The 26,526-nt window shown below is 51.6% G+C and carries 21 protein-coding genes; 8 read left to right on the forward strand and 13 right to left on the reverse strand.

Annotated features, from left to right (window positions below; all coding sequences use genetic code 11):
• The gene (locus ACR02O_RS15540) at nucleotides 1-1,221 is read right to left on the reverse strand and encodes a UbiH/UbiF/VisC/COQ6 family ubiquinone biosynthesis hydroxylase (RefSeq protein ID WP_494521971.1); all 1,221 of its coding nucleotides are present in this window, start codon (nucleotides 1,219-1,221) and stop codon (nucleotides 1-3) included.
• A gap of 252 nt (nucleotides 1,222-1,473) precedes the next feature.
• On the opposite strand from ACR02O_RS15540, the gene ACR02O_RS15545 reads away from it, so the two are divergent.
• The 3 genes from ACR02O_RS15545 (at nucleotide 1,474) to ACR02O_RS15555 (ending at nucleotide 9,402) form a co-directional block, all read left to right on the forward strand.
• Nucleotides 1,474-6,957 carry a glutamate synthase-related protein gene (locus ACR02O_RS15545; protein ID WP_494521972.1) on the forward strand — a complete coding sequence of 1,828 codons (5,484 nt, stop codon included), beginning with the start codon at nucleotides 1,474-1,476 and terminating at the stop codon, nucleotides 6,955-6,957.
• 98 nt (nucleotides 6,958-7,055) lie between these two features.
• A complete protein-coding gene (locus ACR02O_RS15550; RefSeq protein WP_458137638.1) occupies nucleotides 7,056-8,795 on the forward strand; it encodes a sulfite reductase subunit alpha in 1,740 nt (579 codons plus the stop codon).
• A gap of 79 nt (nucleotides 8,796-8,874) precedes the next feature.
• Complete coding sequence (locus ACR02O_RS15555; protein ID WP_458137639.1) at nucleotides 8,875-9,402, forward strand: DUF4184 family protein; 528 nt, start codon at nucleotides 8,875-8,877, stop codon at nucleotides 9,400-9,402.
• Between the two features lie 166 nt (nucleotides 9,403-9,568).
• Here ACR02O_RS15555 and ACR02O_RS15560 read toward each other — a convergent pair whose 3' ends face one another.
• From ACR02O_RS15560 to ACR02O_RS15585, 6 genes are all read right to left on the reverse strand, one after another.
• Nucleotides 9,569-9,997, reverse strand: a complete 429-nt coding sequence (locus ACR02O_RS15560; RefSeq protein WP_494521973.1) for an Hsp20/alpha crystallin family protein — start codon at nucleotides 9,995-9,997, stop codon at nucleotides 9,569-9,571.
• A 124-nt stretch (nucleotides 9,998-10,121) separates the two neighbouring features.
• The gene (locus ACR02O_RS15565; protein WP_458137641.1) at nucleotides 10,122-10,574 is read right to left on the reverse strand and encodes a TPM domain-containing protein; all 453 of its coding nucleotides are present in this window, start codon (nucleotides 10,572-10,574) and stop codon (nucleotides 10,122-10,124) included.
• A 52-nt stretch (nucleotides 10,575-10,626) separates the two neighbouring features.
• Nucleotides 10,627-11,376 carry an IS5 family transposase gene (locus ACR02O_RS15570; RefSeq protein ID WP_033159547.1) on the reverse strand — a complete coding sequence of 250 codons (750 nt, stop codon included), beginning with the start codon at nucleotides 11,374-11,376 and terminating at the stop codon, nucleotides 10,627-10,629.
• A 103-nt stretch (nucleotides 11,377-11,479) separates the two neighbouring features.
• Nucleotides 11,480-12,340, reverse strand: coding sequence for a TPM domain-containing protein (locus ACR02O_RS15575; RefSeq protein WP_494521974.1), 861 nt, complete (start codon nucleotides 12,338-12,340; stop codon nucleotides 11,480-11,482).
• Between the two features lies 1 nt (nucleotide 12,341).
• On the reverse strand, nucleotides 12,342-12,932 hold the full coding sequence (locus tag ACR02O_RS15580; protein ID WP_494521975.1) for a LemA family protein: 591 nt from the start codon (nucleotides 12,930-12,932) through the stop codon (nucleotides 12,342-12,344).
• A gap of 88 nt (nucleotides 12,933-13,020) precedes the next feature.
• The gene (locus ACR02O_RS15585; protein WP_494521976.1) at nucleotides 13,021-13,623 is read right to left on the reverse strand and encodes a DUF938 domain-containing protein; all 603 of its coding nucleotides are present in this window, start codon (nucleotides 13,621-13,623) and stop codon (nucleotides 13,021-13,023) included.
• 51 nt (nucleotides 13,624-13,674) lie between these two features.
• Between ACR02O_RS15585 and ACR02O_RS15590 the strand changes: the two genes are divergently transcribed.
• Entirely contained in the window at nucleotides 13,675-14,811 is a 1,137-nt protein-coding gene (locus tag ACR02O_RS15590; protein WP_494521977.1) for a GNAT family N-acetyltransferase, read from the forward strand.
• A gap of 12 nt (nucleotides 14,812-14,823) precedes the next feature.
• Here ACR02O_RS15590 and ACR02O_RS15595 read toward each other — a convergent pair whose 3' ends face one another.
• The 4 genes from ACR02O_RS15595 to ACR02O_RS15610 all read right to left on the reverse strand — a co-directional run bounded on the left by ACR02O_RS15595 (nucleotide 14,824) and on the right by ACR02O_RS15610 (nucleotide 20,175).
• Entirely contained in the window at nucleotides 14,824-15,036 is a 213-nt protein-coding gene (locus ACR02O_RS15595; protein ID WP_033158783.1) for a TraR/DksA C4-type zinc finger protein, read from the reverse strand.
• A gap of 32 nt (nucleotides 15,037-15,068) precedes the next feature.
• Nucleotides 15,069-16,688: a putative bifunctional diguanylate cyclase/phosphodiesterase gene (locus ACR02O_RS15600; RefSeq protein WP_458137646.1), complete on the reverse strand. Its 1,620-nt coding sequence runs from the start codon at nucleotides 16,686-16,688 to the stop codon at nucleotides 15,069-15,071.
• Between the two features lie 133 nt (nucleotides 16,689-16,821).
• Nucleotides 16,822-18,918 carry an excinuclease ABC subunit UvrB gene (gene uvrB / locus ACR02O_RS15605; protein ID WP_458137647.1) on the reverse strand — a complete coding sequence of 699 codons (2,097 nt, stop codon included), beginning with the start codon at nucleotides 18,916-18,918 and terminating at the stop codon, nucleotides 16,822-16,824.
• A 33-nt stretch (nucleotides 18,919-18,951) separates the two neighbouring features.
• Nucleotides 18,952-20,175 carry an ABC transporter substrate-binding protein gene (locus tag ACR02O_RS15610; RefSeq protein ID WP_458137648.1) on the reverse strand — a complete coding sequence of 408 codons (1,224 nt, stop codon included), beginning with the start codon at nucleotides 20,173-20,175 and terminating at the stop codon, nucleotides 18,952-18,954.
• Between the two features lie 138 nt (nucleotides 20,176-20,313).
• On the opposite strand from ACR02O_RS15610, the gene ACR02O_RS15615 reads away from it, so the two are divergent.
• From ACR02O_RS15615 to ACR02O_RS15630, 4 genes are all read left to right on the forward strand, one after another.
• Complete coding sequence (locus ACR02O_RS15615; protein ID WP_101053327.1) at nucleotides 20,314-20,703, forward strand: PilZ domain-containing protein; 390 nt, start codon at nucleotides 20,314-20,316, stop codon at nucleotides 20,701-20,703.
• 12 nt (nucleotides 20,704-20,715) lie between these two features.
• Nucleotides 20,716-21,543 carry an MOSC domain-containing protein gene (locus tag ACR02O_RS15620; RefSeq protein ID WP_494521978.1) on the forward strand — a complete coding sequence of 276 codons (828 nt, stop codon included), beginning with the start codon at nucleotides 20,716-20,718 and terminating at the stop codon, nucleotides 21,541-21,543.
• A gap of 635 nt (nucleotides 21,544-22,178) precedes the next feature.
• Nucleotides 22,179-23,111: a PEP-CTERM sorting domain-containing protein gene (locus ACR02O_RS15625; RefSeq protein WP_494521979.1), complete on the forward strand. Its 933-nt coding sequence runs from the start codon at nucleotides 22,179-22,181 to the stop codon at nucleotides 23,109-23,111.
• Nucleotides 23,112-23,138: 27 nt separating this feature from the next.
• Nucleotides 23,139-23,804 carry a phage tail protein gene (locus ACR02O_RS15630; RefSeq protein WP_205454198.1) on the forward strand — a complete coding sequence of 222 codons (666 nt, stop codon included), beginning with the start codon at nucleotides 23,139-23,141 and terminating at the stop codon, nucleotides 23,802-23,804.
• Nucleotides 23,805-23,966: 162 nt separating this feature from the next.
• Here the strand turns inward: ACR02O_RS15630 and ACR02O_RS15635 are convergent, their stop codons facing one another.
• Together ACR02O_RS15635 and ACR02O_RS15640 are read right to left on the reverse strand one after the other, a co-directional pair.
• A complete protein-coding gene (locus ACR02O_RS15635) occupies nucleotides 23,967-24,311 on the reverse strand; it encodes an FUN14 domain-containing protein (RefSeq protein WP_033158788.1) in 345 nt (114 codons plus the stop codon).
• Between the two features lie 84 nt (nucleotides 24,312-24,395).
• Nucleotides 24,396-26,525, reverse strand: a complete 2,130-nt coding sequence (locus ACR02O_RS15640; protein ID WP_225892856.1) for a peptidase domain-containing ABC transporter — start codon at nucleotides 26,523-26,525, stop codon at nucleotides 24,396-24,398.
• Nucleotide 26,526 lies beyond the last annotated feature (1 nt).

Below are 26,526 nucleotides of genomic sequence, written 5' to 3' on the forward strand. Positions count from 1 at the left end.
CTATCTTGCCAACAGGCGCTCACCGCGCGCCAATTTCGGCAGACGACCTTCCAGCCCCATCGCCGCCTTCATAGCTTTATTGCGCGCTGGGGTGATGCGTTGCGCCAAACCCAGACCAAGATTTCTTAACAGTTTAATCGGCAAAATGTCGTTACTAAATGACCGATAAAACACATCCATTAAGGTCATCATTTTCAGATTCTCGTTGCGGCGCATGGATTCGTAGCGTTGTAACACCGCCAAGTCGGCTATGCTCTTACCACGTTTATGGGCGTCCACCAGAGTTTCAGCCAGAGCCGCGGCATCCAGCAAACCGATATTGACGCCCTGCCCGGCCAATGGATTAATCATGTGCGCCGCATCACCCACCAAAGCCACACCTTGTTTCACATAGCGTTGCGCATGCTGCCGCTTCAGCGGGAAGCTCGCCACACCTAACACCTGCTTGACCTCACCCAGGCAATCAGGGAAAGCCGCTACCAGCTCATCCCGCAATTGCTCGTAAGACAAGGCCTGTAAACGCCGGACTTCATCGGGGGATTGATACCAAACAATGGAAGCATAATTGCCTGTCAACGGTAAAAATGCTTGCGGGCCACTGGACACAAAACGTTGCCAGGTGATGTCCTGTTGCGGATAGCCCGTTTCTATGTAAATCACCAAAGCGTGCTGATTGTAATCCCAGCTGGTCACACCCAAGCCTACCGCCTGCCTGACTCGCGACTGCCCGCCGTCCGCCGCAACCAGCAACTTTGCTTGAAGCACGCGACCATCCGCCAATACCAACTCCGATTCGTGGCCGTCGTAATTTATCTTGGTGATGGTTTGCGGCATCAGTAATTCAATATTCTCAAAACTTGGCAGTCTATCCAGTAATGCCAGCTGGGTGATGCGATTTTCGACGATATAGCCCAGCTCGGGATAGCGAATGTCATCGCTGTTAAACGTGGTATCGCCGGCCGTTTCCCAAACCCGCATGCGTTTGAACGGGCAATAACGGCGTGACGTCACGCCTTCCCAAGCGCCGACGGCTTCCAGAATGTTCTTCGAGGCAATACTTAAGGCTGAAACTCTTAAATCATGCGGCTGCTCGCTGGAAAAAGCTTCTGAAACCTGCGCTTCTATCACAGCTACTTTTAACTCGCTACCACCCAGACAACAAGCCACGGCGGCACCCACCATCCCTCCGCCGACGATCACCACATCAAATTGTTCTTTCATATTTCTTCACAAAGTTTTAAAACTAGAGACCAGACGAGAGAACGACGCCGCCATTGGCTTTACGGAATGACAGAGGCCGCCCCACATGGTAGAATTACAAAGTTTCGCCAACTGAAATTCCGAAGTTAATCAGGGATTCTCGCCGCATGGGACGACTCTAACACGCAGCAGGCAGAAAAACCATAAACGGCACTACCGGTAAGGAAAATACCGGCTAGCGCATTTATTCAGTATGAGAGGATCTGGATAGCAATGATTAAAAACGCCCAGAAAATTAACGCAATACACATGCTTTACGACGCTGATCTTTCCCAGGACAGCTGCGGTGTTGGATTTATCACCCGCAAAGACAGCAAACAGACTCACGAGCTCCTAGTCAAGTCACACGAAGCCTTGTGTACTATTCCTCATCGCGGCGGCATGAGCGCGGAAGGTATAGGCGACGGCGCCGGCGTTAATATCGATTTGTCTCTGAAGTTTTTCCGTAAGGCCACAGGGAATGCGGACCTGGAACTGGGGCAATTTGGCGTAGCCAACTTTTTCTTCCCGGAAGATCACGCGCATTACGATTCCGAAGCACAAAAACTGGTCGAAGAACAATTTCTGGAATTCGATCTACCGATTATCAAATGGCGGGAAGTGCCGGTTGACAGTTCTGTGTTGAATGCCGCAGCGTTGCGCGCGCAATTACCGATCAAACAGGTCATTTTCGGTCGACCAAAATCCCTCAAAGATGCCAGTCACGAGGCTTTTGAAAGGCATATTCAATCTGCGCTGCTGACTATTGAAGCCCATGGCTTTACTCGCCCGGAACTGAATGGCTTTTACCCGTTATCCATGAGTTCCCGCACCCAAGTTTACAAAGGCCGCCTGAACTCGTTTGAAGTCATCCCCTACTTTGTCGATTTGTACGACGCGGACCACGAAATCAGTACGCTGTTTTTCCATACCCGTTTTTCCACTAATACCGCACCGGCGACGATGATGGCGCAGCCTTTTCGGTATATGGCACACAACGGCGAGCTGAACACCGACAAGAAAAACCGCCTGAGCGAAAACGCTATTGCTCGGCAAAACAACAAACATGTGGTGTTTCCTTGCGGCCAATCCGATTCCGGCCGCCTGGATCAAACCCTGACCCGCCGCATCAACGAAGATCAACTGGACATTGTCACCGCTATTTTGGCGATGATGCCACCGGCTTGGGAAAACGATAGCACCCTATCGGAAGATGTACGCGCGATGCTGGAATATTTCAGCCTGTACGAAGAGAAAAACGACGGCCCGGCCGCGTTAATCTTCAATGACGGCATTCGCGTCGGTGCGCGCCTGGACCGCCTGGGCTTAAGACCATTGCGCTCCGTCGAAACCGCAGAATACCTGGCGGTGATGTCCGAAGCGGGCCAGATCGATTTTCCACCGGAAAAAGTACTCAAACGTGGCCGCATCGAAGCAGGCGGCATGCTGTATTTCGACCATAGCACCGGTGAATCTTACAACAGCCATCAAGTGATGGAGCGTTTGGCTAAGGAAAGAGACTACAAAACGTTGCTGAAACAAAGCTGCGTTCATATCAGCGAATTGCCCAAAGTAGAGCTTTCGGAACTCAGTAACGAGCATGAACTGAATATCGACCAACGTCACACAGCTTATTCGCTGAACCAGGAAAGCTTTAAATTTTTGTTGGACCCTATCCTGCAAACCGGCCTGGAAAAAGTCTCCGCGATGGGTTACGGCCTGACGCCAAATGCTTTGAGCGCATCTGAAGGCGGTATGTCGCGTTATTTCAGCCAACGCTTTGCGCAAGTGACCAATCCGCCGCTGGACTCCCTGCGGGAAAGCGACGGCATGACTTTGCGCGTGGCCCTGGGCGCCAAACCCACTTTTGCCCCGCAAAGCAGCAAACAGCTGATGATCGAATCGCCGATTCTGCAACGCACTCAACTGGAGCAGATTCGCAGACAAAGCCAGGTAAAAACCGCGACTATTGAGGCGCTATACACTCCGAACTTTGACAATGCCGCGCAAAATGAACTGGCTTTAGAACAAGCCTTGCAAGCGGTATGCATACAAGTCGAACAAGCTGCGCGCGACAATACCGGCATTATCATTTTAAGCGATGCCAACATCAGCAAATCCCAGGCAGCTCTCCCGGCGCTGCTCGCCATTGCTGCGGCCAACCAGCATCTGGTCAAACATGGTCTGCGCTTTAACAGCTCGCTGATCATGGAAACCGGCCAGGCAGCCAGCCCACACGACGTCGCCACCATACTGGGCTTCGGCGCCTCCGCAATCTGCCCGCTCAGCGTGCATAACCGGGTAATCACCGAATATGCCGATTCTGCAGCACAGCAAAAAGCGTTGTATAGCTTTCAAAAAGGCGTCGAAAAATCACTGATGAAAACCATGGGCAAATTCGGCCTGTGTACCGCGGAAAGCTATATCGGCGGCGAGTTTTTCGAATCCAACTACCTGGATACCGACGAACCAAAACTAAAACCGTATTTCCCCAACATCAATGCCTCGGTGGGCGGTGTGCGATACAGCGACATCGCCGCCAGCGCAACGGAATGGCACCATAAGGCGCTATCCGTCACCAGCGAAAGCGACATTCCATTCCTTGGATTATTCAAAGAGCGGAATGAAGGCGCCGGTCACACGTTTGGCAATACGGCGGTGCGAGAATATATCAACATGACCGATGAAGCGATCATGTACATAGCACCACAACAAGCGCCGGAAGCCAGCGATACGGCGTATTTAGATTTTGGCTATGAGAAACGCACACCCGAGCAAATCGACGCTTTCGGCATTACCCCGGCTTATCGCAGCTTTACCCACAATCTGGCTCAGGAACGCGCGAACCGTCCCGCTGCTTTGCGCGATGTGATGGAGTTCCCAGCCGATGTCAGCGCCGCTAACAGCAAAGCCGATTTTGATCGCCTGCTGGGCAGCCAAGATTTACACGGTAACAACAACTACCTGATCCGCGGCTTACAAGTCGAGAAAAGCAACGGCGTGGTCTTCAGCATTCGGTTTACCGAGAACTCAAGCAAAGCGCGTCTGGAACAACTAGCAGAACATCTGAAAGCTCGTTTTGCCGGCAACGATTTTGGTTTAAACCTGGAAAACGACAGTATCAGTCTGCGGGCGAACGACAGCGACAGCCTGATTTACCATTATTTGAGCAACGTGCGCCCTGCCCGCTCGCGGATAGCACTGGATCAGGTGCAACCAGCCCATGAAATAACCCCGACTTTCGCGTCCGGCGCGATGAGTCACGGCGCGCTGCTGGCCGAAGCCCACGAAGCCGTGGCGCAAGGCACCAACATTGCCGGCGGCATGAGTAACTCCGGCGAAGGTGGTGAACACTCCAGCCGCTTTGGCACGATACGCTCCAGTAAAATCAAACAGTTCGCGTCCGGCCGCTTCGGCGTCTGGGCCGGCTATCTGGCCGATCCGAATCTGGAAGAAATTGAAATCAAAATCGGCCAAGGCGCCAAGCCCGGCGAAGGCGGCCAATTGCCTGCACCGAAAGTATCAGTGGAAATCGCTGCATTACGTGGCGGCACACCCAAAGTAGAACTGGTCAGCCCACCACCGCATCACGACACTTATTCCATCGAAGACCTGGGCCAATTGATCCACGATGCCAAAGCCGCGCGCGTTCGCGTGGTGGTCAAGCTGGTATCTTCGGAAGGTATCGGCACTATCGCGGTCGGTGTCGCCAAGGCCGGTGCCGATGTGATTAACGTGGCCGGCAACACGGGTGGTACCGGCGCGGCGGCGGTGACCAGTTTGAAAAACACCGGTCGTTCGCCGGAAATAGGTATCGCCGAAGTGCATCAAGCACTGGCAGCCAACGGCTTGCGCGATAAGGTGATTATACGTTGCAGCGCGGCCCACCAGAACGGTGCCGACGTCGTCAAATCCGCTATTTTAGGCGGCGATTCCTTTGAATTCGGCACCACCGCCTTGATGATGCTGCGCTGCGTGATGGCGAAAAACTGCAACATCCGCTGCCCCGCCGGTTTGACCACTGCCCACGAGGAATTCAAAGGCGACCCGCGCGTGTTGGCACAGTTCTTTATGAACCTGGCCCACGAAGTGCGCGAAATCCTGGCTGACTTAGGCTACACCAGTTTGCAGGAAATTCGCGGCAAAACCGAGTTGCTGCATTTGATCGATCATCCGAGCATGGTCGGCCAAATCCATTTGCAAAAACTACTGGCGGAAGTACCGGTTGTCAAAATTGAGAAACCGATTTATCTGGAAAAAGATTTCGCCATCGACGATTTGATCTTTGCCCGCGTTAAATCGGCCTTGTTCGAAAAAGGTCAAAAGCAAGTGCTTGTCGAAGGCGACGAATTCAAACTGAACAACCGTAACAAAACCGTCGGCGGTCAAACCGCAGTCGATCTGGAACGCTTGTTGGCTTATGAACTCAGCCCTGAGCAAGTCGCTAAATCGAACATCATCTATACCAACCAACATGGTCGCCGCTATTTAGCCGACGATACAATTATCGTTCGCACCCATGGCTCGGCGGGCCAAAGTTATGCCGCGTTCAACAACGACGGCATGCGCATGGAACACACCGGCACTTGCAACGACGGTGTCGGAAAAACCGCTTGCGGCGGCACCATCGTGATTAAATCACCCGGTGGCGGCTCCCAGTTACCCGGCGAGAACGTGTTGATCGGTAACTTCGCGCTGTTCGGCGCTTCCGGCGGCAAAACCTTTATCAATGGCGAAGCCGGCGACCGGTTTGCCGTGCGTAACTCCGGCGCGATGGCGGTTGTCGAAGGCGTCGGTGATTTTGCCTGCGAATACATGATTAACGGCGCGGTATTGAATCTGGGCGGCTTTGGTAAAGGCTTCTGCACCGGCATGTCTGGCGGCAACGCCTACCAATACGATCCAGACAATCGTTTAAATGATCTGTATGACGATACCTCGGTATCCATACACAGTTTGACCGATGACAACGACCTAGCAAGCAGCCATGAGCAATTTATTTTGTACATGCTGGAACAACATGTTGAACATACCGACTCGGAAAAAGCCAAGGCTATCCTGGCTAATTGGGCCAACGAGCGTCGGCACTTCAAATTTGCCTTGCCGCTCTGGTTAAATCGCACGCAAACGGCGGAATACCTAAGCAAAGCGCTGGATCGCAAAGCGATGATCGAAGAGCTGTCGGTGGCATTTGCGCAAAAACAAATCGAGCAAATCAAACAGGCTTACAAACACAATACACCATTGTTCGATGGCGCCATTCCCGGTTACGGCGAAACCGACACCGATCTGACCTTGAAATTGATCAACAGCTATGCGGTGATCGATAAAGCCCAGCAAATTGCCCGCGATCAGTTAACTAAAGCCGGCCAACCGGCTACTGAAGCCTTAGTTGATAAGCATGCCTACAAACTCGTGATGGAACGTCCGCGCAAGCTGCAAGATGCGCTGATTAAAAATATCCGCGAAGCTTACAGCCAATACGATGATGGTCAGTTAGCCTCGTTGATGGCGGAAAAACGCCTGAACGACTACAAAACCACGCTGATGCTGCGCGACGTGCAAAGCATTTACTCGATAGGCTCCACGGCCTGGATCATCGAACAAGATAGATTCAACCGTTTAGCGTTGGCCGGCCTGCCGTCTATCGATAAAAATCTGGCGAGCTTGGAAAGCCTGTCTATTGTGAAAGACATGCTGGAAAGCGAGTCTGCCTGAGCTGAGGGAGGGTGCTTCATGCACCCTTCGCGCGCCACTTGGCAAGAACCAAATACAGTGACTGGACAACCTGACACCTGTCCACAGATGGTAATGAAATGAAAGCACCTTTTATCCCGCAAAACGCCCCTTTTAGTGATACTCAACGCGCCTGGCTTGGCGGTTTTTTCGCCGGCATGCACAGCCATATGTTGCAAAGCGCCGGTAGTGTCAATCAAGCGAACGCCCGCACCTTGCACATTCTTTATGGTACTCAGACCGGCAACTCCGAGTCGCTGGCTAACGACGCCGCCAATGCAGCCAAAAAACATGGCTTGCAACCGGTCGTCAAAAGCATGGATGAAGTTGAAATCGGCCAATTGCCGCAAATGCAATACTTGCTAATCATTACCAGCACATACGGCGAAGGCGCTATGCCGGACAACGCCGAAATGCTTTGGGAAGCGGCCAATAGTGATGCCGCGCCGCACCTGGACAACGTCAATTATTCGGTATTGGCCCTGGGAGATACCAGTTACGACTTGTTCTGTCAGGCTGGAATAGACTGGGATAATAAACTGGCAGCTCTGGGTGCCAAGCGCGTGTTTGACCGCGTCGACTGCGATGTGGATTTTGAAGCCCCAGCGGAAAAATGGCTCAGCGAAGTGATTCCGTTGATGGCGGAAGGCGCCAGCACCGTTGCGGTAGTCGATACCGAAACCCAAACTGCCAAATCGGTTTACAACCGCAAAAACCCATTCCCAGCCAAAATGCGCGTCAACCGCATTGTCACGGCATTGGATTCGTCGAAAGAAACTCGGCATTACGAAATTTCTATCAACGGCTCCGGCCTCAGTTACGAAGCCGGCGACGCATTGTGCGTGATCCCGACTAACTGCCCGGATCTGGTCGCGCAAATCGTCAAAGCCATCGGCTGCACTGGCGCGGAGGATGAACCGGTCAATGGCGAATTAATGAAGCTGTCGGATGCCTTACGCACACATTTCGAGATCAAATTACCCAGCAAAGAACTGATTGAAGAGATCGCCAGCCGTTCCGGCGATCAAGAGTTAAACGCATTATTGCTGTCCGGCGACAAGGAAAAACTGTCCGATTACCTGTGGGGCCGCGACATACTCGATCTACTGTTGCAATTCCCCGGCGTGGAATTTTCGGCCGCCGAATTTTTGCGTTTATTAAAACCGTTGCAACATCGCGCTTACTCCATCTCCTCCAGCGGCAAGAAACATCCGGACAGCGTGCATCTGACAGTCGCCAGCGTGCGCTACGACGCGCATGGCCGCCAACACAAAGGCGTTTGCTCCACTTATCTGGCGGATTTGGTGAATGAAGAAACCGATATACGGATATTCTTCACCCCCAACAACAACTTCCGCGTGCCGGCCGATGATAGCCTGCCCATGATTATGGTTGGACCCGGCACCGGTATCGCGCCGTTCCGCGCCTTCCTGCAAGAGCGCGAATTCCGCAAGGCCTCTGGTAAAAACTGGCTGTTTTTCGGCGACCGCAACGCTTCGACCGATTTTATCTACCGTGAGGAAATCGAAGCGATGCAATCCAGCGGCTTGCTGACCAAGCTGGATTTAGCGTTCTCACGCGACCAGGCGGAAAAAATTTATGTGCAGGATCGCATGAAAGAGCATGGTGCCGAACTGTATGCCTGGCTGGAACAAGGCGGTTACTTCTTCGTGTGCGGCGACGCTTACCGGATGGCCAAAGACGTCGATCAAGCCCTGCACGATGTGATTCGCGAGCATGGCAAGAAAACTTTGGTCGAGGCGGTTGAGTATGTCAACCAATTGAAAAAAGACAAACGCTACGTCAGAGACGTTTATTGATCCGGCATTGATATTTACGGGTACATCTGCGTCTCGACGTACCCGTAAGTTTTCTCCCATCGCAATCCTCTGAAGCCCCATGCCTTTCACGCCTTTTCACATGGGACCCGGCACGGCAATCAAAGCAGTTTTCGGCAAATATTTCAGCTTGACAGTGTTTGGATTCGCACAGGTGATGATGGACATAGAACCATTGGTGCGCATGGTTCGCGGCGATATGATTTTACACGGCGCGACTCACACCTACCTTGGCGCCATCTGTATCGGCGGTTTTTCCGCACTGGTAGGCAAACCAATTTGTGTTTTCCTATTAAGGTTTTGGAATGCCGGGCTTGGCTCAAAAACTCTGCGCTGGCTAAGAATCCGAACCGACATTGCATGGATACCCGCGATTACTGGTGCGTTTATCGGCACGTTTTCTCATGTGTTTTTGGACAGCATGATGCATGCGGACATGCAGCCGTTTGCACCATTCAGTAGTAACAACGGACTGTTGGGTTTTTTACCACTTGGCTTCCTGCACGTTCTTTGCGTGTTTTTTGGCGTTTTCGGGGTTTTTACTATATTTCTGGTTTGGGCCTGGCGCAAGTGGTCCATCGACGTTTGATCATCAGTCATCCCGTATCCGTTTTATCTTGGTGCAGATGAAGCACGAACGATGACGTCCCAGACAGACATTCCGTTCTCCCTGAGCCTATCGAGGCCAGAATCGGCCTAGCCTTCGAAGGCTCAGGGGTATTAGTATCTAAGGGCTGGGAGGCCCTTAGCAGCACTTAATCGATAGTCATCCGCTGTCCGCTTTTTTTCAGCTTCTTCGCTAGATTCAGCGTCAATATGCCGTTCTCGTAACGGGCTTTGCTGGCTTCCTCGTCAATCTCGGCGGATAGTTGAAAGCTGCGCGACACTTCACCGAAATAGCGCTCACTACGCAGCAATTTATCGTCTTTATTTTCGGTATCCAACTGGCTGATTTGCGCGCGGATGGCAACCACGTTGCCATCGATATCCACATGGATGTTCTCTTTACCAGCGCCCGGAATTTCGGCTTGGACGATAAACTCGGCTGGATTTTCCTTCACATCCACTTTGATTTGCGCCGGCAAACCGTCACCGTGCAGCGGTTTAATGTAATAACCGGGATTAACATCGCGAAACAGTTCGTCAAACAGACCGCGACTAACAAATGGGCTTAAGTTACTCATGTCGATTCTCCTCTTTGTTGCATGTAAAAACCTGAATGGTTCTATATCAATATGGTGTTAGACCACAAGAAATTCAAGAGAAAGACACTTAAAAAACAACAGACAATCGCTGCAAAAAAATGGCTTAAAGAACTAGCGGCGTGTTAGCTATTTCGTTGGGATTTTCTTTATTTAACGCCGGAAAATGCTTTTGCAATTGCGCGGTGATTTGGGCAATCCCCTCAATCACGCCTAATTCGAATCGACCTGCCCTAAACTGCGCTTCCATCTGTTTGCAAATCCGGGCCCAAACCGCTTCGCCAACTCTGGCATGTATACCGCGATCAGCGACAATCTCTACATCACGATCAGCAAACAGCAAATAAATCAGCACGCCGGTATTGTGTTCCGTATCCCAGATTCGGCATTGTGAAAATACCTCAAGCGCGCGTTGTCTCGGCGTAACACCCTGCAATAACTCGCCTATCTCCAGCGCACTTTCCACCACAAAACGAATTTCACCCAAGTGTGATGTTTCGCTTTCAGTGATTGCCGCTTCGATAGCTTGCAAACTGCGCTTGGAAAACGCCAGACGCACACGCCAGGGACCACTAAAAATATGCTTTAGGAATCTAGGGGCTGTTGCCGTTTTACATGGGTAACCAAATAAAAGCGCAGGCCAAAGCGACAACGCCTTCAAAATTGCGTTTCAATTTGTCATATCGCGTTGCGATGGCTCTGAAATGTTTCAATCGCGCAAAGACATTTTCAACGAGGTGGCGATATTGGTAGAGGCACCAATCCATTCCGTCATTCCCGACGATTGAATTTTGTTTTCTAGGAATGATAGGGACACTCCCTTTCTCTCGAATTTGAATCCGTAGAGGTTCACTGTCATAGCCTTTGTCAGCGACCGTGTAGTCAGCCAAAGGCAGTTTAGCCACTAATTCCGGCGCTTCTTTGCAGTCATGGACTTCACCACCGGTGATCGAGAAATGAATAGGCAGCCCACAGGCATCAACGGCCATATGGATTTTCGTGGTGTTACCCGCAACGGATTTCCCAATCGCGGCATCCTGTTCATGAGCCGCACCACTACTATGCTGATGCGCTTTCACGATACTGCCGTCAATAAAGGTCCATTCCAAATCCGGTGCCACAACCAGGCCTCGAAAGATGCCCATCAGTTTTTCTTGCAGTGACCACGCATTAAACCGTTTGTAGACTGCATTCCACTTACCAAACGTGGCAGGCAGGTCTCGCCAGGGGCAGCCGACTCGCATGCGATAAAAAATCCCTTCTACCGTTTGCCTGAGCGAAGGCTTGTCATAAATCCCCAGGCTTAACAGGATGGCTTTGAATTTATTCCAGTATGCATCCGTAAACATTTGTCGCGGCATAGCTCACTTGTCTTCTGATTGAAAAATCAATCAATGAGGCAGAGCCGTTCGATTTCAAGGCTATCGTTTCAAAATGGCAACAGCCCCTAATCACTTGCATGGTCTACCATCTCCCCGACGCACCGCCGCCGCCAAAACCGCCGCCTCCGCCGGAGAATCCGCCTCCCGACCCGCCGCCAAAATCGTCATCGTCGTAAAAATTGTCGTTTTGCCGGCCGCGAAACGCACGCCTGCCATTGCTAAGCGAAACCATGAACGCAAACAATGCCGCAAGACATACAACCAGCCAACCCGCGTTCAATAGCCAAGCGATAATACCAACCACGCTGCCGTTGATTATCCCGCCGAGAAAGCTTCCAAACAGAGTCCGTAAAATCCAAGCGCCGGCCACCGCTAGAAACACCAAGAGGGGCAGCAAGCGTTGCACCCGCCCATCGACAAACGAAGCTTGAGGGGCAGGCAGTGGCACACCATCAAATATTCCGATCAGGCTATCCACGCCGGCATTAATACCTTCCGCATAGTCGCCCTGCCGAAAATACGGAATCATGACGTCGTCAATAATCCGCTTAGCCAATACGTCCGGCACCACACCCTCCAAGCCGTAACCCACTTCGATGCGCGTGGCGCGGTCGTCCTTGGCCAGCAACATCAATATGCCGTCATCGACCCCCTTGCGGCCCAGACGCCATTGTTCGACCACGCGAATAGCATATTGCGCAATGTCTTCCGGCTGGGTAGTGGCAACGATCAATACCGCAATCTGGCTGCCTTTTTGTTGTTCAAACGCCTGTAAGCGTTGTTCCAGCTCGGTTCTTTGCTGTGTGGATAAGGTAGCGGTCATATCGGTGACACGCTGTTCAAGATTGGGCACTACTTGCTCGGCATTTACGGCCGCCGCAAACAGACAAACCGCCAGGAATCGGGCGACCCAAAACCCTGAAAAGCCAGCTGTCTTCCGCATCTTATTTACCAAAATCAACCACTGGTGCAGTCGAAATGGCTTTCTCATTTTCAACGGTAAACGATGGCTTGGTTTTGTAGCCAAACAGCATCGCAGTCAGATTGCTGGGAAACGAGCGCACGGTGATGTTGTACTCCTTGATCGCGGCGATATAACGATTGCGTGCCACGGTGATACGGTTTTCGGTACCTTCCAATTGCGCTTGCAGATCGCGGAAATTGGCGTCAGCCTTCAGTTGCGGGTAATTTTCCGACACCACCATCAACCGCGACAAAGCCGAACTCAGTTCGCCCTGCGCCGCTTGAAACTTGGCAAAAGCCTGTTCGTCGTTCACCAATTCCGGCGTCACTTGCATGCTGCCGACTTTGGCGCGCGATGCTGTCACCGCTTCCAATACGTCCTTTTCATGTCCGGCGTAGCCTTTCACCGTATTCACCAGATTCGGTACCAAATCCGCGCGGCGCTGATATTGATTAAGCACTTCCGCCCAACCGGCATTGATTTGTTCGTCTTGTGTTTGAAAAGTGTTGTAACCGCAACCGGGTAGCATCAATGTCGCGATTAGAAGAAAAACCGTTAGTACGTTTTGCATCGTCCACTCCGTGAATAGAAAAAATTTTATAGTGGCAGCAGCATAACACGTAGCCACTTAGCTCAGGCCAAGGGTCAGACTGTGGTCCTTATGCCCGCTTCCGCAACACCAATAGCCGGTTATTGGCCGGCATGGCGTGGTCGGCCTGTAAGGTCAAACCGATGTGTTCGGCCAAGGCCATGATCGCCTCGAAATCCTTGATACCGCTGCGCACGTCCCGTTCTTTCAGCCATAGGTCGAAACGGGCGTTGCTTTCGCTGGTATATGCACCGGCATAATTAAACGGGCCGTAGATACACATCGTCGCTTCGGCACCCAAATAGATCGCCAACCGCGCGAATAAGAGCCTCACTTCATCGCTGCTCATGATGTGCAAAGTATTCGCGGTAAATACCGCATCGATTTGCGCGCACGGCCACTGCAAATCCCCCACATCCAAGCTTAGCGGCGGCAGTAGATTCGCCAGTTGCGCCTCGTTCCGCCATAAATGGATCCCCGGCAGATTCTCCGGCCTATCGGTAGGCTGCCAGGTCAGATGCGGCAGGTTCCCGGCAAAATGGCAGGCATGTTGGCCGGTGCCGCTGCCGATTTCCCACACTGTCATCGGTTGGTCAAAAACCGTTTTGAGAATCTGTAAAATCGGTTCCTTGTTGTTCTCGCAAGCTTGAGAAAACGGCTTCTCTGTCGTCATGGGCGATGATTTGATGGTATGTTGGGGGCTTTAACTCTACTAAGATTAAAAATGGAAGTAAAACAAATCGCCAGCATGGCGCAAATCGACGCTGCGGATTGGAATCGGCTGTGCGGACCGGATTACCCATTTCTAAGCCATGAGTTTTTATCCGCACTGGAACAAAGCGCCGCCGTTTGCCCGCAGACCGGCTGGGAAGCCGCACATTTATTGGTTTTCGACAATCAGAAATTGTTGGCGGCATTGCCGCTGTATTTGAAAACCCATTCCTGGGGCGAGTATGTGTTCGATCAGCAATGGGCTCAAGCTTACCAGCAGCATGGCTTGGCCTATTACCCGAAATTAATCAGCGCGATCCCGTTTACCCCTTGCCAGGGACAGCGACTGCTATTCGCAGCGGATGCAGACCAAACGGCAATCTGCGCTTTGTTATTCAGTTTTATCCAACAACTCGCCGAACGACACGGCATTTCTTCCTGGCATTGTTTATTTCCCAACCCTTCCCAGCTTGAACTGCTGAAATCTTTAGGTTTAAGCGTCCGCGAGGGCGTGCAGTTTCAGTGGTTTAATCGAAACTACCTGACATTTTCAGATTTTTTACAAACCCTAAGCGCCGATAAACGCAAGATGATTAAGCGTGAACGACGCCGGGTAGCGGAGCAAGGTATTGAGCTATTGCGTGTTCCAGGGACGGAGGTTACCGAGATCCAATGGCAGGTATTTTTCCGCTTTTACGCACTGACCTACTTAAAACGCAGTTCCGAACCTTATCTCAATCTAGCGTTTTTCAAACAAATTGCGCGAACCATGCCTGAGCAATTATTGCTGGTTCTGGCAATGAAAGACGATGTGTACGTCGGCGCGGCCTTGAGTTTTATCGGCGCGGATACCTTGTACGGCCGATATTGGGGATGCGATGCGGAATACAACGCCCTGCATTTCGAAGCCTGCTATTACCAGGGCTTGGACTACTGTATAGAACACGGCTTGGCGCGTTTTGATTCCGGCGCGCAAGGCGAGCACAAAATCTCCCGCGGCTTCGAGCCGGTCACTACCTACTCCACGCATTGGTTAAAGGATGCCGGTTTTGCCAAGGCCGTGGCGCAATTTGTAGCCCGGGAAAAACAGGCGATTGGGCATTACAAACAAGACGCGGCGAAATACCTGCCGTTTAAACGCGCCCAATAAAACAGTGCTGCGTCAGCTTTTTTCCAGCTCGGTTTGACAAGGTAAACAATACTGGCAGGCAATCGCCTGACGCCGTGCTTCCGGAATCGGCTCCCCACATTCCTGGCAATGGCTGGCCGATTCGCCCGTATAGATAGCTTTACGTGTCTCGGCGACGAACAGCTCGGTCATCTTGTCCATTCTTTCCAGAATGGCATCGGTACCACCCGCCCAGGCTGTGGACATTACTGCTGCTCCTGAATCTGCATAATTTTGCTTTAACGATGGGCTTCCACCCACGCACCAAAAGCCTCGAACGGCATCGGCTTGCTGAACAAGTAACCCTGCGCCAAGTCGCACCGGTAAGTGCTGAGTTTTTCGATGATTTCCTGAGTTTCCACACCTTCGGCAGTCACCTGCAATCCTAAGTTGTGCGCCAAGTTGATGGTGGCTTTAACGATGACTGCATCGTTTTCGCTGTGCAACAAATCGACAACAAAGGATTTATCGATTTTTAATTCCGTTAACGGCATGCGTTTTAAGTAAGCCAGTGACGAATAACCCGTACCAAAGTCGTCGATAGACAATTTGTAGCCCATTTCATTCAGGCGCTGAATCACTTCCATGGCCCGCTCCGGATCGGTCATGATGGAGCTCTCGGTAATCTCCAGCATCATCCAGCCGGGTTTGATATTGGCTGCCGCCGCCACACCGGCCATCACATCCGGCAGCTCAGGATCGTGTAAATCCTTGGCGGACAGATTGACGGAGATAATCAGTTCCCAACCGCGCTTGCGCCATTCCGCGCAGTGCTTGAACGATTGTTTCAGCATCCAGGCAGTCAAATGCTTGATCACCCGGGTTCTTTCGGCCATGGGTATAAATTCATCCGGCGCGATAAAGCCATGCTTAGGGTGTTGCCAACGTACTAAGGCTTCCGCACCGTAAACTTGCCCGGTTTGCACCGACACCTTGGGTTGGTAATAAACATGTAATTGCTCTTTTTCGATAGCCTGGCGCAGCTCGCTCATCAGCGTTAAACGGCGCGGGCTGTGATCGTCGTGAGACGGCGCGTAAGTGGTGTAGCCTTCGTGCGATTGGCCGGCTACGAATAATGCCACGCCGGCTTTTTGCACTAAAGTATCCACATCGTCGCCATGCTCGGGAAAATTTACGATGCCGATATTACTGTGGATTACCAGACTCAGACGCTCGACTTTAAAGGCCGGATCCAGGGCCGCCTGGATATTTTTGGCCAATGTCAGGCCAGCAGTTTCGTTATCCACCGCCGACAACAACACGCTGAAAATATTGCCGTCGATACGGGCGACACTATCAGTACCCAACACCACGCTTTGCAGGCGCGTGGCTATCTGTTTCAAAATCAAGTCGCTGCTGTTACGACCCAGTGTGTCGTAAACTTCCTTAAAATTGGCGACTTCCACCAACAAGATAGACAGCATTTTGTTTTGATTGCCGGCGGCTAACATCGCTTGCTCCACCCGGTCGTAGAACAATACCCGGTTAGGTAGGTCCGTTACCGAATCGTGGGTGGTGGAATAACTGACTTGTTTTTCTAATGATTCGGCGCGAGAGCGCAGTTCCTGGGTCTGGTCCAAAATCATCGCCCCAGCTTGATAAGCGATGACTGAGCTGGAATATTGGCCCCAAAATCCGAAAATAAACGGCAGTGCTTCAAGCATCCACAGACCGTAATTTTCGGTTTGTGCTTTGATGACGCCATTTAAAGAGATTTCGCCGACGTAGTAATAACTCAAGGCCAACAATGCACTGAGAATGCTGGCAATCGCAATACCCACACCTTGATAAGTGGTTTTAGATACCTCGCTTTTCAGCACGCGAACATTTTCGTTCAGTATGTTTTTGGCGGGTATCATCTGTTTCTCGGCGTCTGTTTCATGAATTCGCTATCGTTGTTTAGCTTCTGCCGACCAAGCTTTGCAAGCTGGGAACCTCGACAAAATTCACTAAATATAGTTAGCCAAAACGTTAATTACAAACCTAAGCCTCTTAAACCACCATCTCGGCTTGCAGCAATTTAATCTGATCCCTGATCCGCGCCGCATCTTCAAATTCCAGGTTTTTGGCGTGCTGATACATTTTTTCTTCCAGTTGCTTCAAGGCCTTGGCGGCTTGTTTGGGCGTCATAGCCTTGTAATTGCCGGCCGGTTCGGCGACTTTCGCTCTGGCGTTGGAAATGGAACCGCCGGAACCGGGTATCGATAACTCCAAAATATCGGTAACCGATTTGAATATGGTTTTAGGCTGGATATGGTGCTCTTTATTGAACGCTTCCTGCTTATCGCGGCGGCGCTCGGTTTCGTCGATAGCCAGTTGCATCGAACGAGTAATCTTGTCCCCGTAAAGGATTACCTTGCCATTGGCATTGCGCGCGGCACGGCCTATGGTTTGGATTAACGAGGTCAGCGAACGCAGGAAACCTTCCTTATCCGCATCCAAAATCGCTACTAGCGAGACTTCCGGTATATCTAAACCCTCCCGTAGCAAGTTGATCCCGACTAGCACGTCGAACACGCCTAGCCGTAAGTCGCGGATAATCTCCACCCGCTCCACCGTTTCGATGTCCGAATGCAGATAACGCACCTTGACGCCGTGTTCCATCAGGTAATCGGTCAAATCTTCCGACATGCGTTTGGTCAGGGTGGTGACCAGCACCCGCTCCTGCACGGCGGTGCGTTTGGTGATTTCCGATAACAGATCATCGACTTGGCTAGTCGCCGGGCGCACTTCGACGATGGGATCGACTAAGCCGGTCGGGCGCACTACCTGCTCCACCACCGCGCCGGAATGTTCTTTCTCGTAAGTACTGGGCGTGGCGGAAACATAGATACGCTGGCCGCAGATTTGTTCGAACTCTTCGAAGCGCAATGGCCGGTTATCCAGGGCTGAAGGTAATCTAAAGCCATATTCCACCAAGGTTTCCTTGCGCGAGCGGTCGCCTTTATACATCGCGCCAATCTGCGGTACCGTGACATGGCTTTCGTCGATGATCACCAAGGCATCCTTGGGTAAATAATCGAACATGGTCGGCGGCGATTCACCGTCTGCGCGATTGGACAAATGCCGGGAATAGTTCTCGATGCCGGAGCAGTAGCCCACTTCCATGATCATTTCGATGTCGAACAGCGTGCGCTGCTCCAGCCGTTGCGCTTCCACCAATTTGTGATTATCGCGCAATTGCTCCAGACGCTCGGCCAATTCGATTTTGATCTTTTCGACCGCGCTGAGTAATTGGTCGCGCGGCGTGACGTAATGGCTTTTTGGATAAAGCGTAAAGCGAGCCAGACGCTGCGTGACTTCACCGGTTAGTGGGTCGAACATCGACAACCTTTCGATCTCGTCGTCAAACAACTCGATACGCAGGGCTTGTTCTTCCGATTCGGCCGGAAATACGTCGATCACCTCGCCGCGCACCCGATATGTAGCGCGGCGCAGTTCGGTGTCGTTGCGGGTATATTGCATTTCCGCCAAGCGCCGCAGTATGTCGCGTTGCTTGATCATATCGCCGCGCACCAAATGCAAGACCATCTGGAAATAAGATTCGGGTTCCCCCAAGCCGTAAATTGCCGAAACCGTAGCCACCACGATGGTATCGCGCCGTTCGAGCAAAGCTTTGGTAGCCGACAGCCGCATTTGTTCGATGTGTTCGTTCAGCGAGGCGTCCTTGTCGATGAAGGTATCGGAGGCAGGAATGTAAGCCTCGGGCTGGTAGTAGTCGTAATAAGAGACAAAATACTCGACGCTGTTTTCCGGAAAAAACTCCTTCATTTCGCCGTACAGCTGGGCCGCCAAGGTTTTGTTGGGCGCCATGATCATCGCCGGCCGCTGGGTTTGCTGGATTACGTTGGCGACGGTAAAGGTCTTGCCGGAGCCGGTCACGCCCAGCAAGGTTTGATGCAATTCACCGTCGTTGATGCCTTCCACCAGCGCCGCGATGGCGGTGGGCTGGTCGCCAGCCGGTTGATAGCGGCTTTGTATTTTGAACGGTTTATGCGCCGGCCCTTTTTTTTGCGGCCGCGCTTCTTCCACGCCCAGAACACCCGTGATCGCCGACTGGCTAATCTCCATGCGCCGTTTATCGCTCATGCCCTACCCTCTGAAATTTGGTTCAACACCGGCTTATTTACAAGCCGTTTCCGGCTGGTCGTGACCCAAGGTATCCAGCTCGGTCTTCGGATGCAAAAATCCTTCGACCGGCGCTACGCTAACCAAAGAACGCGGTGCGGCCAATAATACCGGTTGCCGCAATTGACCGTCCCAAGGGCGGAACGACAGGGGCACGCCTTTGTAACCCTGCAACGCAAACGCTTCGGAGAAGATATAATCCTTGATGGCTTGGGTTTGATTGGACTTGCTACGGACGCTGGCCTCGCCTATCGCCCGCACCGCCAGATAAGCCGCGTAATCTTGTTCTTCCATCCAGCGGCCGGCGGTGTCCTTGAAGCGATTTTGCAATTGCACCGCGCCCCATTGTTCGTGGGTTCTGTGCCAGGCAGTGGCAACCAAACCCTGCGTGCCGATCACGGGACGCGGTTTCCAGGTCCGGTAATCCAGATATTCGCCGAACAAGCCTTGTTCGTCGGCCACAACCAACACGTCGTAATCGTCCACTTGCGTGAACACCGGCACGTCGGATTGCGCGCTACGGCGGGCGTCGTAATCGTTGGTCCAGGCTTTTTCCGCGACCAGTTTGATACCAAACTTCTTGGCCGCGCGTTTAATGGCCGCTGCGTATAACTTGTCTTCCGGCGTGGGACCTATCACCAAAAACCAGTTTTGCCAGCGCTTCTTTAACATATATTGCGCCAGCGCATCGGCACGCATGGCTCGGCTGGGTAAGAGGTGCAAAACCTGATGCCGGCAATCCGTGTTGCGCAACTCGTCGTCGCTGGTAGAAGCATCGAACAGCAATTTGTTTTTCGCCGCCGGCAAATCGGCGAGCTTGTTTAATTGGTCTGGCTGCACGTTCAACACCACCAAACCAACATCCTCGCCTAATTGATTGAAGGCCTGCTGCAAATCGCCGCCCACCGGCACTACAACCTGCTTTAACTCGTAGTGCTGGCCGGTAAATTGCCCGGTGGTATTGTTATCGGCAATCGCCAATTCGGCGCCGATCTGGCCTTTGTTCTGGATAAACGGATCAAGATTGGATAAGGCAGCCGGGGCGGCTCTTTCCTGACTAAAATAGCCGATTTTGACTATCTGCTTGGCAGGCTCGGCGGGTTTGCTGATCTGCGGTTTGGCGGGTGCGGCTTTCTTGGCAGGCGCGGCAATAGCGCTGCTGATAGGCAACGCGGCGAGCCAACAATAACAAAATGAAACAATCGCTATTTTTTTCATAATCCGGTTCGGAACGATATAAAAGCCCTATTTTAACGGATTCGCTTTGGCTGGGCTTGGTCAATAATCGTCACGCTCTATTGAATTTTAACGGTTTAACATCAATACTTAGCCACCTTTACATTTGCCGCGCTTGCCATGTCTGAGCCAGATTTCTCTTTAGATTTTCTCGATCAAGAGGTCACGATTGATAGCTCATGGTCTAACAAACGCAGTGCGGTTCGTTATCGACGCAACGACATCCGTGCTGCCGTCAAAGTCAAAAGTATCTGGTTTCCACGCCTGTTTCCGGTCGTGTTACGGGATGTGAGTAGCCGCGGCGCGGCGATATTCAGCGAAAAAAAACTCGGCAAGAATCAGCGGATATTCCTGTATTTATTGTTCGCCGACGGCAAGCGTTTCGATATACCCGCACTTGTTGTCCATTGCGACCGGGAAAACGGCCGTTACGGCATCAAGTTCGACAACATTGAAAAACATTTGGCAGAGCATTTACTGCACACCCAAACCGATCTGCTATTCAGCTAAGCGCAAAACAATATGCCAATACTCAGTGAAATTTATATATACCCGGTCAAATCGCTGGCCGGCATTCGCGTAGAACACTGGCCGGTCGACCACAAAGGCTTGCTGTACGACCGAAAATGGATGCTGATAGACGGCGATAGACAGTTCCTCAGCCAGCGCCGCTTACCCAAAATGGCCTTGATTCAAACCCGCATTGCAGATCAACAGTTAATTTTGTCGGCGCCCAATCAAGCGGACCTAACACTGCCTTTGCAATCGGAAGACGGCGACGACATTGAAGTGGTAGTCTGGCACGACGTTTGTGTCGCCAAAACCTGTGGCGCTGTTGCCGATGCCTGGCTGAGCGATTTTTTACAAACCGAGTGCCGGCTGGTCTACCAAAGTGATGACGATATTCGTCAGGTCGATCCTAACTATGCTTTAGAAAGCGATCAAACGTCGTTTTCCGACGGCTTTCCGTTTTTGATTGTGTCGGAAAATTCCTTAAACGCTCTCAACCAAGCCATGCCGTTGGCAATTGACATGATTCGCTTTCGGCCAAATCTGGTCGTCAGCGATTGCGACAGCTACGCCGAAGACACTTGGCGACGGCTTAGCATCAACGATATTGGTTTTAGATTGCCCAAACCCTGCTCGCGCTGCTCGGTGCCCACCATAGACCCGCTCACCGCCGCAACCGGCAAAGAGCCGTTGACGACGCTGAATCGTCTGCGCAAATGGCAAAACAAAGTCTATTTTGGGCAAAACGCCTTGCACGATAAACCCGGCAGCTTGGCAGTCGGCCAGACCGTGCTGATCCATGAAATCGGCGAACCGCAGCCTCCGCTATCCCTAACTTAGAAAATCCCGCACTTTCATTACTCCTCGTCCGGCGATTGCCGGTTCGCCAGTCACGCCGTCAATGGTGGTATCCGCGCATTTGGGTGCTTCCCATGTAGATGCTTTGTTTACTTGTTTGTCGAAGCTGTTCGCTTGGCTAATCGGGGCTTTTGCAGTTTCACATCAGTTTGACAAAGCCTTCCTCTGCTTATTTAGTAATGGGTATTTCTAAGCTAAAAAGCCTACTTTCAATTACCCGCTCTATCGAGCTAAGCAATAAATCAAACCCCACCTCGAAATAAAAACGATATTTCGTACTTCATGCGACATATCGTGCCAAAACGCTTCCACACCAATTATGCATGCTGACTCCTCCTACCAAGCACAGCCATAAAATATCTTTAAAAACATAAAGATAAATTATTTTCCCGCACAAAACTAATAACTGGCATAAGAATTGGCTATTAATTCCCGTAATACAATTTTTTGAATAAAACAGAAGTAATTTAATTCAATTTATATGGCAATTTAGCAGCATGAGAAATTATTTTAATCCACTGCATTTAAATACTTACTAGATGCCTGCATTTTGCACGGAACAAGTCATTAATATAAATATATTACCGCCAAATCTAATCAAATATAGAGGTATCAAGATGGAATCAATTAAATTTAAAAAGAGCATCGGTAGCGATTTTAAGAAGCTACCTACAAACCACGGTTGCCGGACTCGCAATGTCGCATTGGCTATCACATTGCTGCTCGGCGCCCATTCCGGATGGGTGTCGGCCGCAGCTTTTGACAGCAATATTGTAATTCGCGGTTCGGCCGAGTTTGATAGCCTCGGTTCCCCAGCCGATCCCATAAACGCCATCCAGACAGGCTCGCTGACCAGCATTATCGCCGGCTCTACTTCCACCACCACGCTGGTGGATTCCACGGTCACTGGTCCTGACCCCTTGTCAGGCACCTTAAGCCAGATCGGCGACGGTTTTGGTATCAATTTAAACGCTAGCGGCACTGGCGGCGCCGAGCCCTCAAGCATCAGCCCGCTGTTCGGCGACTATACCTTTTCGATTGAGAACAAGTCTGCCGTGGATAGTTTTGTGGTGAACTTGCAATTCCAATACAGCCATCAAGTCGAAGCCACCGACACACCGCCGCTGAACAATGACGGCGAATTCGCACAGTCCATAATTGGCTTTTACAAAGCCGATGGCAAGGAACTGGCGTTTTCTAAAATTATTTCGGATCCCGTTCGCGGTAACGAAAAATTCATACCCAGTAATCCGAATACCAATATCGCTACCGGTAAAGGCGGCCTGGTATCCGACGTCGGCACTCTGCTGCTGTCGTTTCTATTAAACCCTGGCGACTTAATCAGCTTTGGCGATAGCAACCCCGATCTATTCATATTCGGCGGTGCGGACTCCGGCAGATTTTCGATAAATGCGTCCAGCCTGATTACAGTCGAGTCGGTCACCAAGCAAACCAACAACACGGTACCGGAGCCGGAAACCCTGTGGTTGCTGGCTATCGGCTTGATCTCAGTCCTTACCAGCAAACGCCGTCACTACGCTTTCAATTAATTTCAACTCAATTTAAAGGTACTCAACATGTCAAAAGCATTCAATAAACCACTCTTGAAACTCGCCATGATCGCTATCACCGGCTTACCAGTATCAGCCTCGGCTTGCGGTTCCGACCCCTTTCTCGGCGAGATTTGCACATTTAGCTTTAACTTTTGCCCGCGCGGTTATCTGGAGGCCGCCGGACAGACGCTGAGCATTGCGCAAAACACAGCCTTGTTTTCGCTGTTGGGTACGCAGTATGGCGGTGATGGACAAACAACATTTATGCTACCGGATCTGCGCGGCCGTTCGCCAATCGGGGTCGGACAAGGTCCGGGGCTATCGCCAATATCGATTGGCCAAGAAATCGGCATAGACTTTGTAACCCTACAACCAAGCCAAATGCCTTTACACTCCCATGGTGCGCAAACTTTTTTAGATAACGTTTCCGCTACGATTGACGCAGTAAGTACAGCCGGCAATAAGAGTACGCCCTCCGGCAATGTATTGGCGGCCTCGACATCGAGAGATAATATCTATTCAAGCGATGCCCCCAACGCTTCCCTAAAGGCAAACATCATAAAATTTACGGGTAGGCCAACCACTTCCGTTCAGCCTGCGGGACAAAGCCTGCCTTTTGATAACCGTTCACCTGCTTTGGGTATCACTTACTGTGTAGCCACACAAGGTATTTTTCCTGGCCGAAATTAACGGCTGGAATCTTATAAATCTGCCCTGTTAATCGCAAATAGTCTGAAGTGATATTCACGACACATAGTGCCCACGCAAAAAAGTGGGCACTATGTAGCTAGGCAAAACACGCTGCTGACTGAGCCACATGATCAACCCTTAGCCGGGTAAGCAAAAACCGGTTTACCCGAGTTTAAATCCCACAAAAAAACCGCCTGCACCGCTAACACCCCGGCTGGTAAACACCGCCAGCCGATCCAGCAAGAAACTGCCGGATTCCTTGGCAGCCTCTGCGGCTGAGCTAGCCGCATTTTCCAACGCCATATTGTTGATGTTGATAAGATCGTAATATTCGGCAACGAACAATATCGACACAATCGCCCCACCGACAAACAAGGCCGTGCGCAGCATTTTTTTGGCGAAATAGCCAATCGCCATTCCCAAAATAAACGGTGCGCCTAAATTACCCAGCAAAAAGGCTTCGGAAAAAATATCGTTGGATGCGTGTGTTTCAATGGCGTTATTCATAAAATCCAGTCGTAAAATGTTTAAAAATTTTCGACGATTTTATAACGAATCCGGCAACATAGAGCATTTACTGCGCAGCAACATCTAAGCCGCCTGCGACGCATAACACGGGCCGGCAAGCGCATCTGCCGCTATGGCTTGTAAGTCAATCACCCTATCCACCGAGGCGATAGTCTCCGGGCGATGGGCGATGATGATGCGGGTCAATTTCAGTTGCTGCACCGCACCGTTCACCAGTTTTTCGCGGGCCACATCCAAGTGGCTGGTGGCTTCGTCCAACACCAGAATTTTTGGGCGTTTGTATAAAGCGCGGGCCAGCAGCACCCGTTGTTTTTGGCCGCCGGACAACACCGTGCCCATATCACCGATCAGTGTGTTGTAAGCCATCGGCATGGTCATCACATCCTGATGCACCGCCGCCAGTTGCGCGCAGGTTTCGATCCAGGCTTGATCCGGCTCCGGGTCAAAAAAACAGATGTTGTCGGCAATCGAGCCGGCAAACAATTGATCTTCCTGCATCACCGCCGCCACCATATTGCGGTAATCGTGGCTGTCGATGCGGTTTAGGCGCACACCGCCGATCAGGATTTCGCCGGCACTGGGCTGCAATAAACCCAAGATTAATTTGGCCAGCGTGGTTTTGCCGTAACCGGACGGACCAATGATCGCCACCGACTCGCCTTCGGCAAAATCCAGATTCAGGTTCTTCAGCACCGGCGGCTCGGACGGCGCATAACTGAAATCCAGATTGCGGATTTGGATCGATGCCGCCAGTTGCTCGTGACGGGCACCACTAACATGCTCATCTTCGGCTTCCGCCAACGCAATATCGGCGACCCGTTCGGTGTGTAAGCCCAGCATTTTGAATTCGATGCCTTTTTCGATGAAGCTGCCCACCCGATGAGTGAACTGGTCTTTAAAGGACATAAACGCAAACAGCATCCCCACCGAAAAGCCGCCGTCCAGAATAAACAAGGCGCCTAGCCAGATCACCGCGATGTTTTCCACCCCAAACAACAAGCTGTTCAGGGCGCGGTAAATGATATTGAGCTTTTGCACGCGGATGCCGGCGTTGAAATGATCGACCATCAAATTTTGATACCCGTGCCGGCGTTGCAACTGGCGATTAAATAACTTCACGCTTTGCATGCCACGCACAGTTTCCAGCAGATTGGTTTGCTGCTTGGCGGCGCGCAGGATTTGCTCTTCGCTGGCTGCGCGTAATGGGGCGAACGACAACAAGCGCAATACTCCGTAAAGCAGCGCGGCCAAGCTGACGATAGCCGCAAGCTTCCAGCTGTACACCAGCATCATACCCAGTGTCACCAACGCCATCACGCCGTCAATAATCGCTTCCAGAAAGCTGGTGGTCAGGGTGCGTTGAATCACGTTTAAGGATTCGAAGCGCGAGACGATGTCGCCCAGATGCCGCTTCTCGAAGAAATTCATCGGCAGCTGCAATAAGTGTCCGAACAGATTGCTCATCATCTGCAAATTCACCGACGTACTGAGTACCAGCACCACCCACGAACGCAGCGCGGTAATGCCTATCTGAATCAAGGCCAGCAATAGAAATCCCAATCCCAATACCGTCAATAAATTGGTATCCCGGGCCACCACCGCGTTATCCACCACCAGTTGCATAAAAAAAGGCGCTACGATTGCAAACACTTCGATGGCTGCCGCCAATAAAATGATTTGCAAGGTAGCGCTGGAGGCACCGTTCAATCGGCCGATGAGGCGGGAAAGTTTGATTTGTTGACGTTCGGTTTTGGCGGTAAAAGCTTGGGTGGGCTGCAACTCCAAAGCAATACCGGTGAAATGTTTGGAGACCTCGGTATAGGGCAAATGCACGGTACCTTTGGCCGGATCGTGTATCGTCGCCACGCCGCGTTTGACCTGGGTCAAAACTACGAAATGATTGAAATCCCAATGCAAAATAGCCGGCAGGCTTAGTCTGCTCAGTTCGTTCAAATCCACCCGTACCGGCCGCGAACCCAGATGCAATTGGTTGGCGATCTGGATCAGATGATTCAAGGTCGAGCCTTTCAAAGACAGGGAAAACTTTTGTCTTAAACTGGCCAGATCCACCCGGTGCCCATGAAAATTGGCCACCATCGCCAGGCAAGCCAGACCGCATTCGGCTGCTTCGGTTTGCAGGATCAGCGGGGTCTTCCTGCGGCCGGAAAAGTCGAGGATATGTTGCATAGTCATG

The sequence above is a fragment of the Methylomonas sp. PHL2-19 genome, assembly GCF_059331595.1.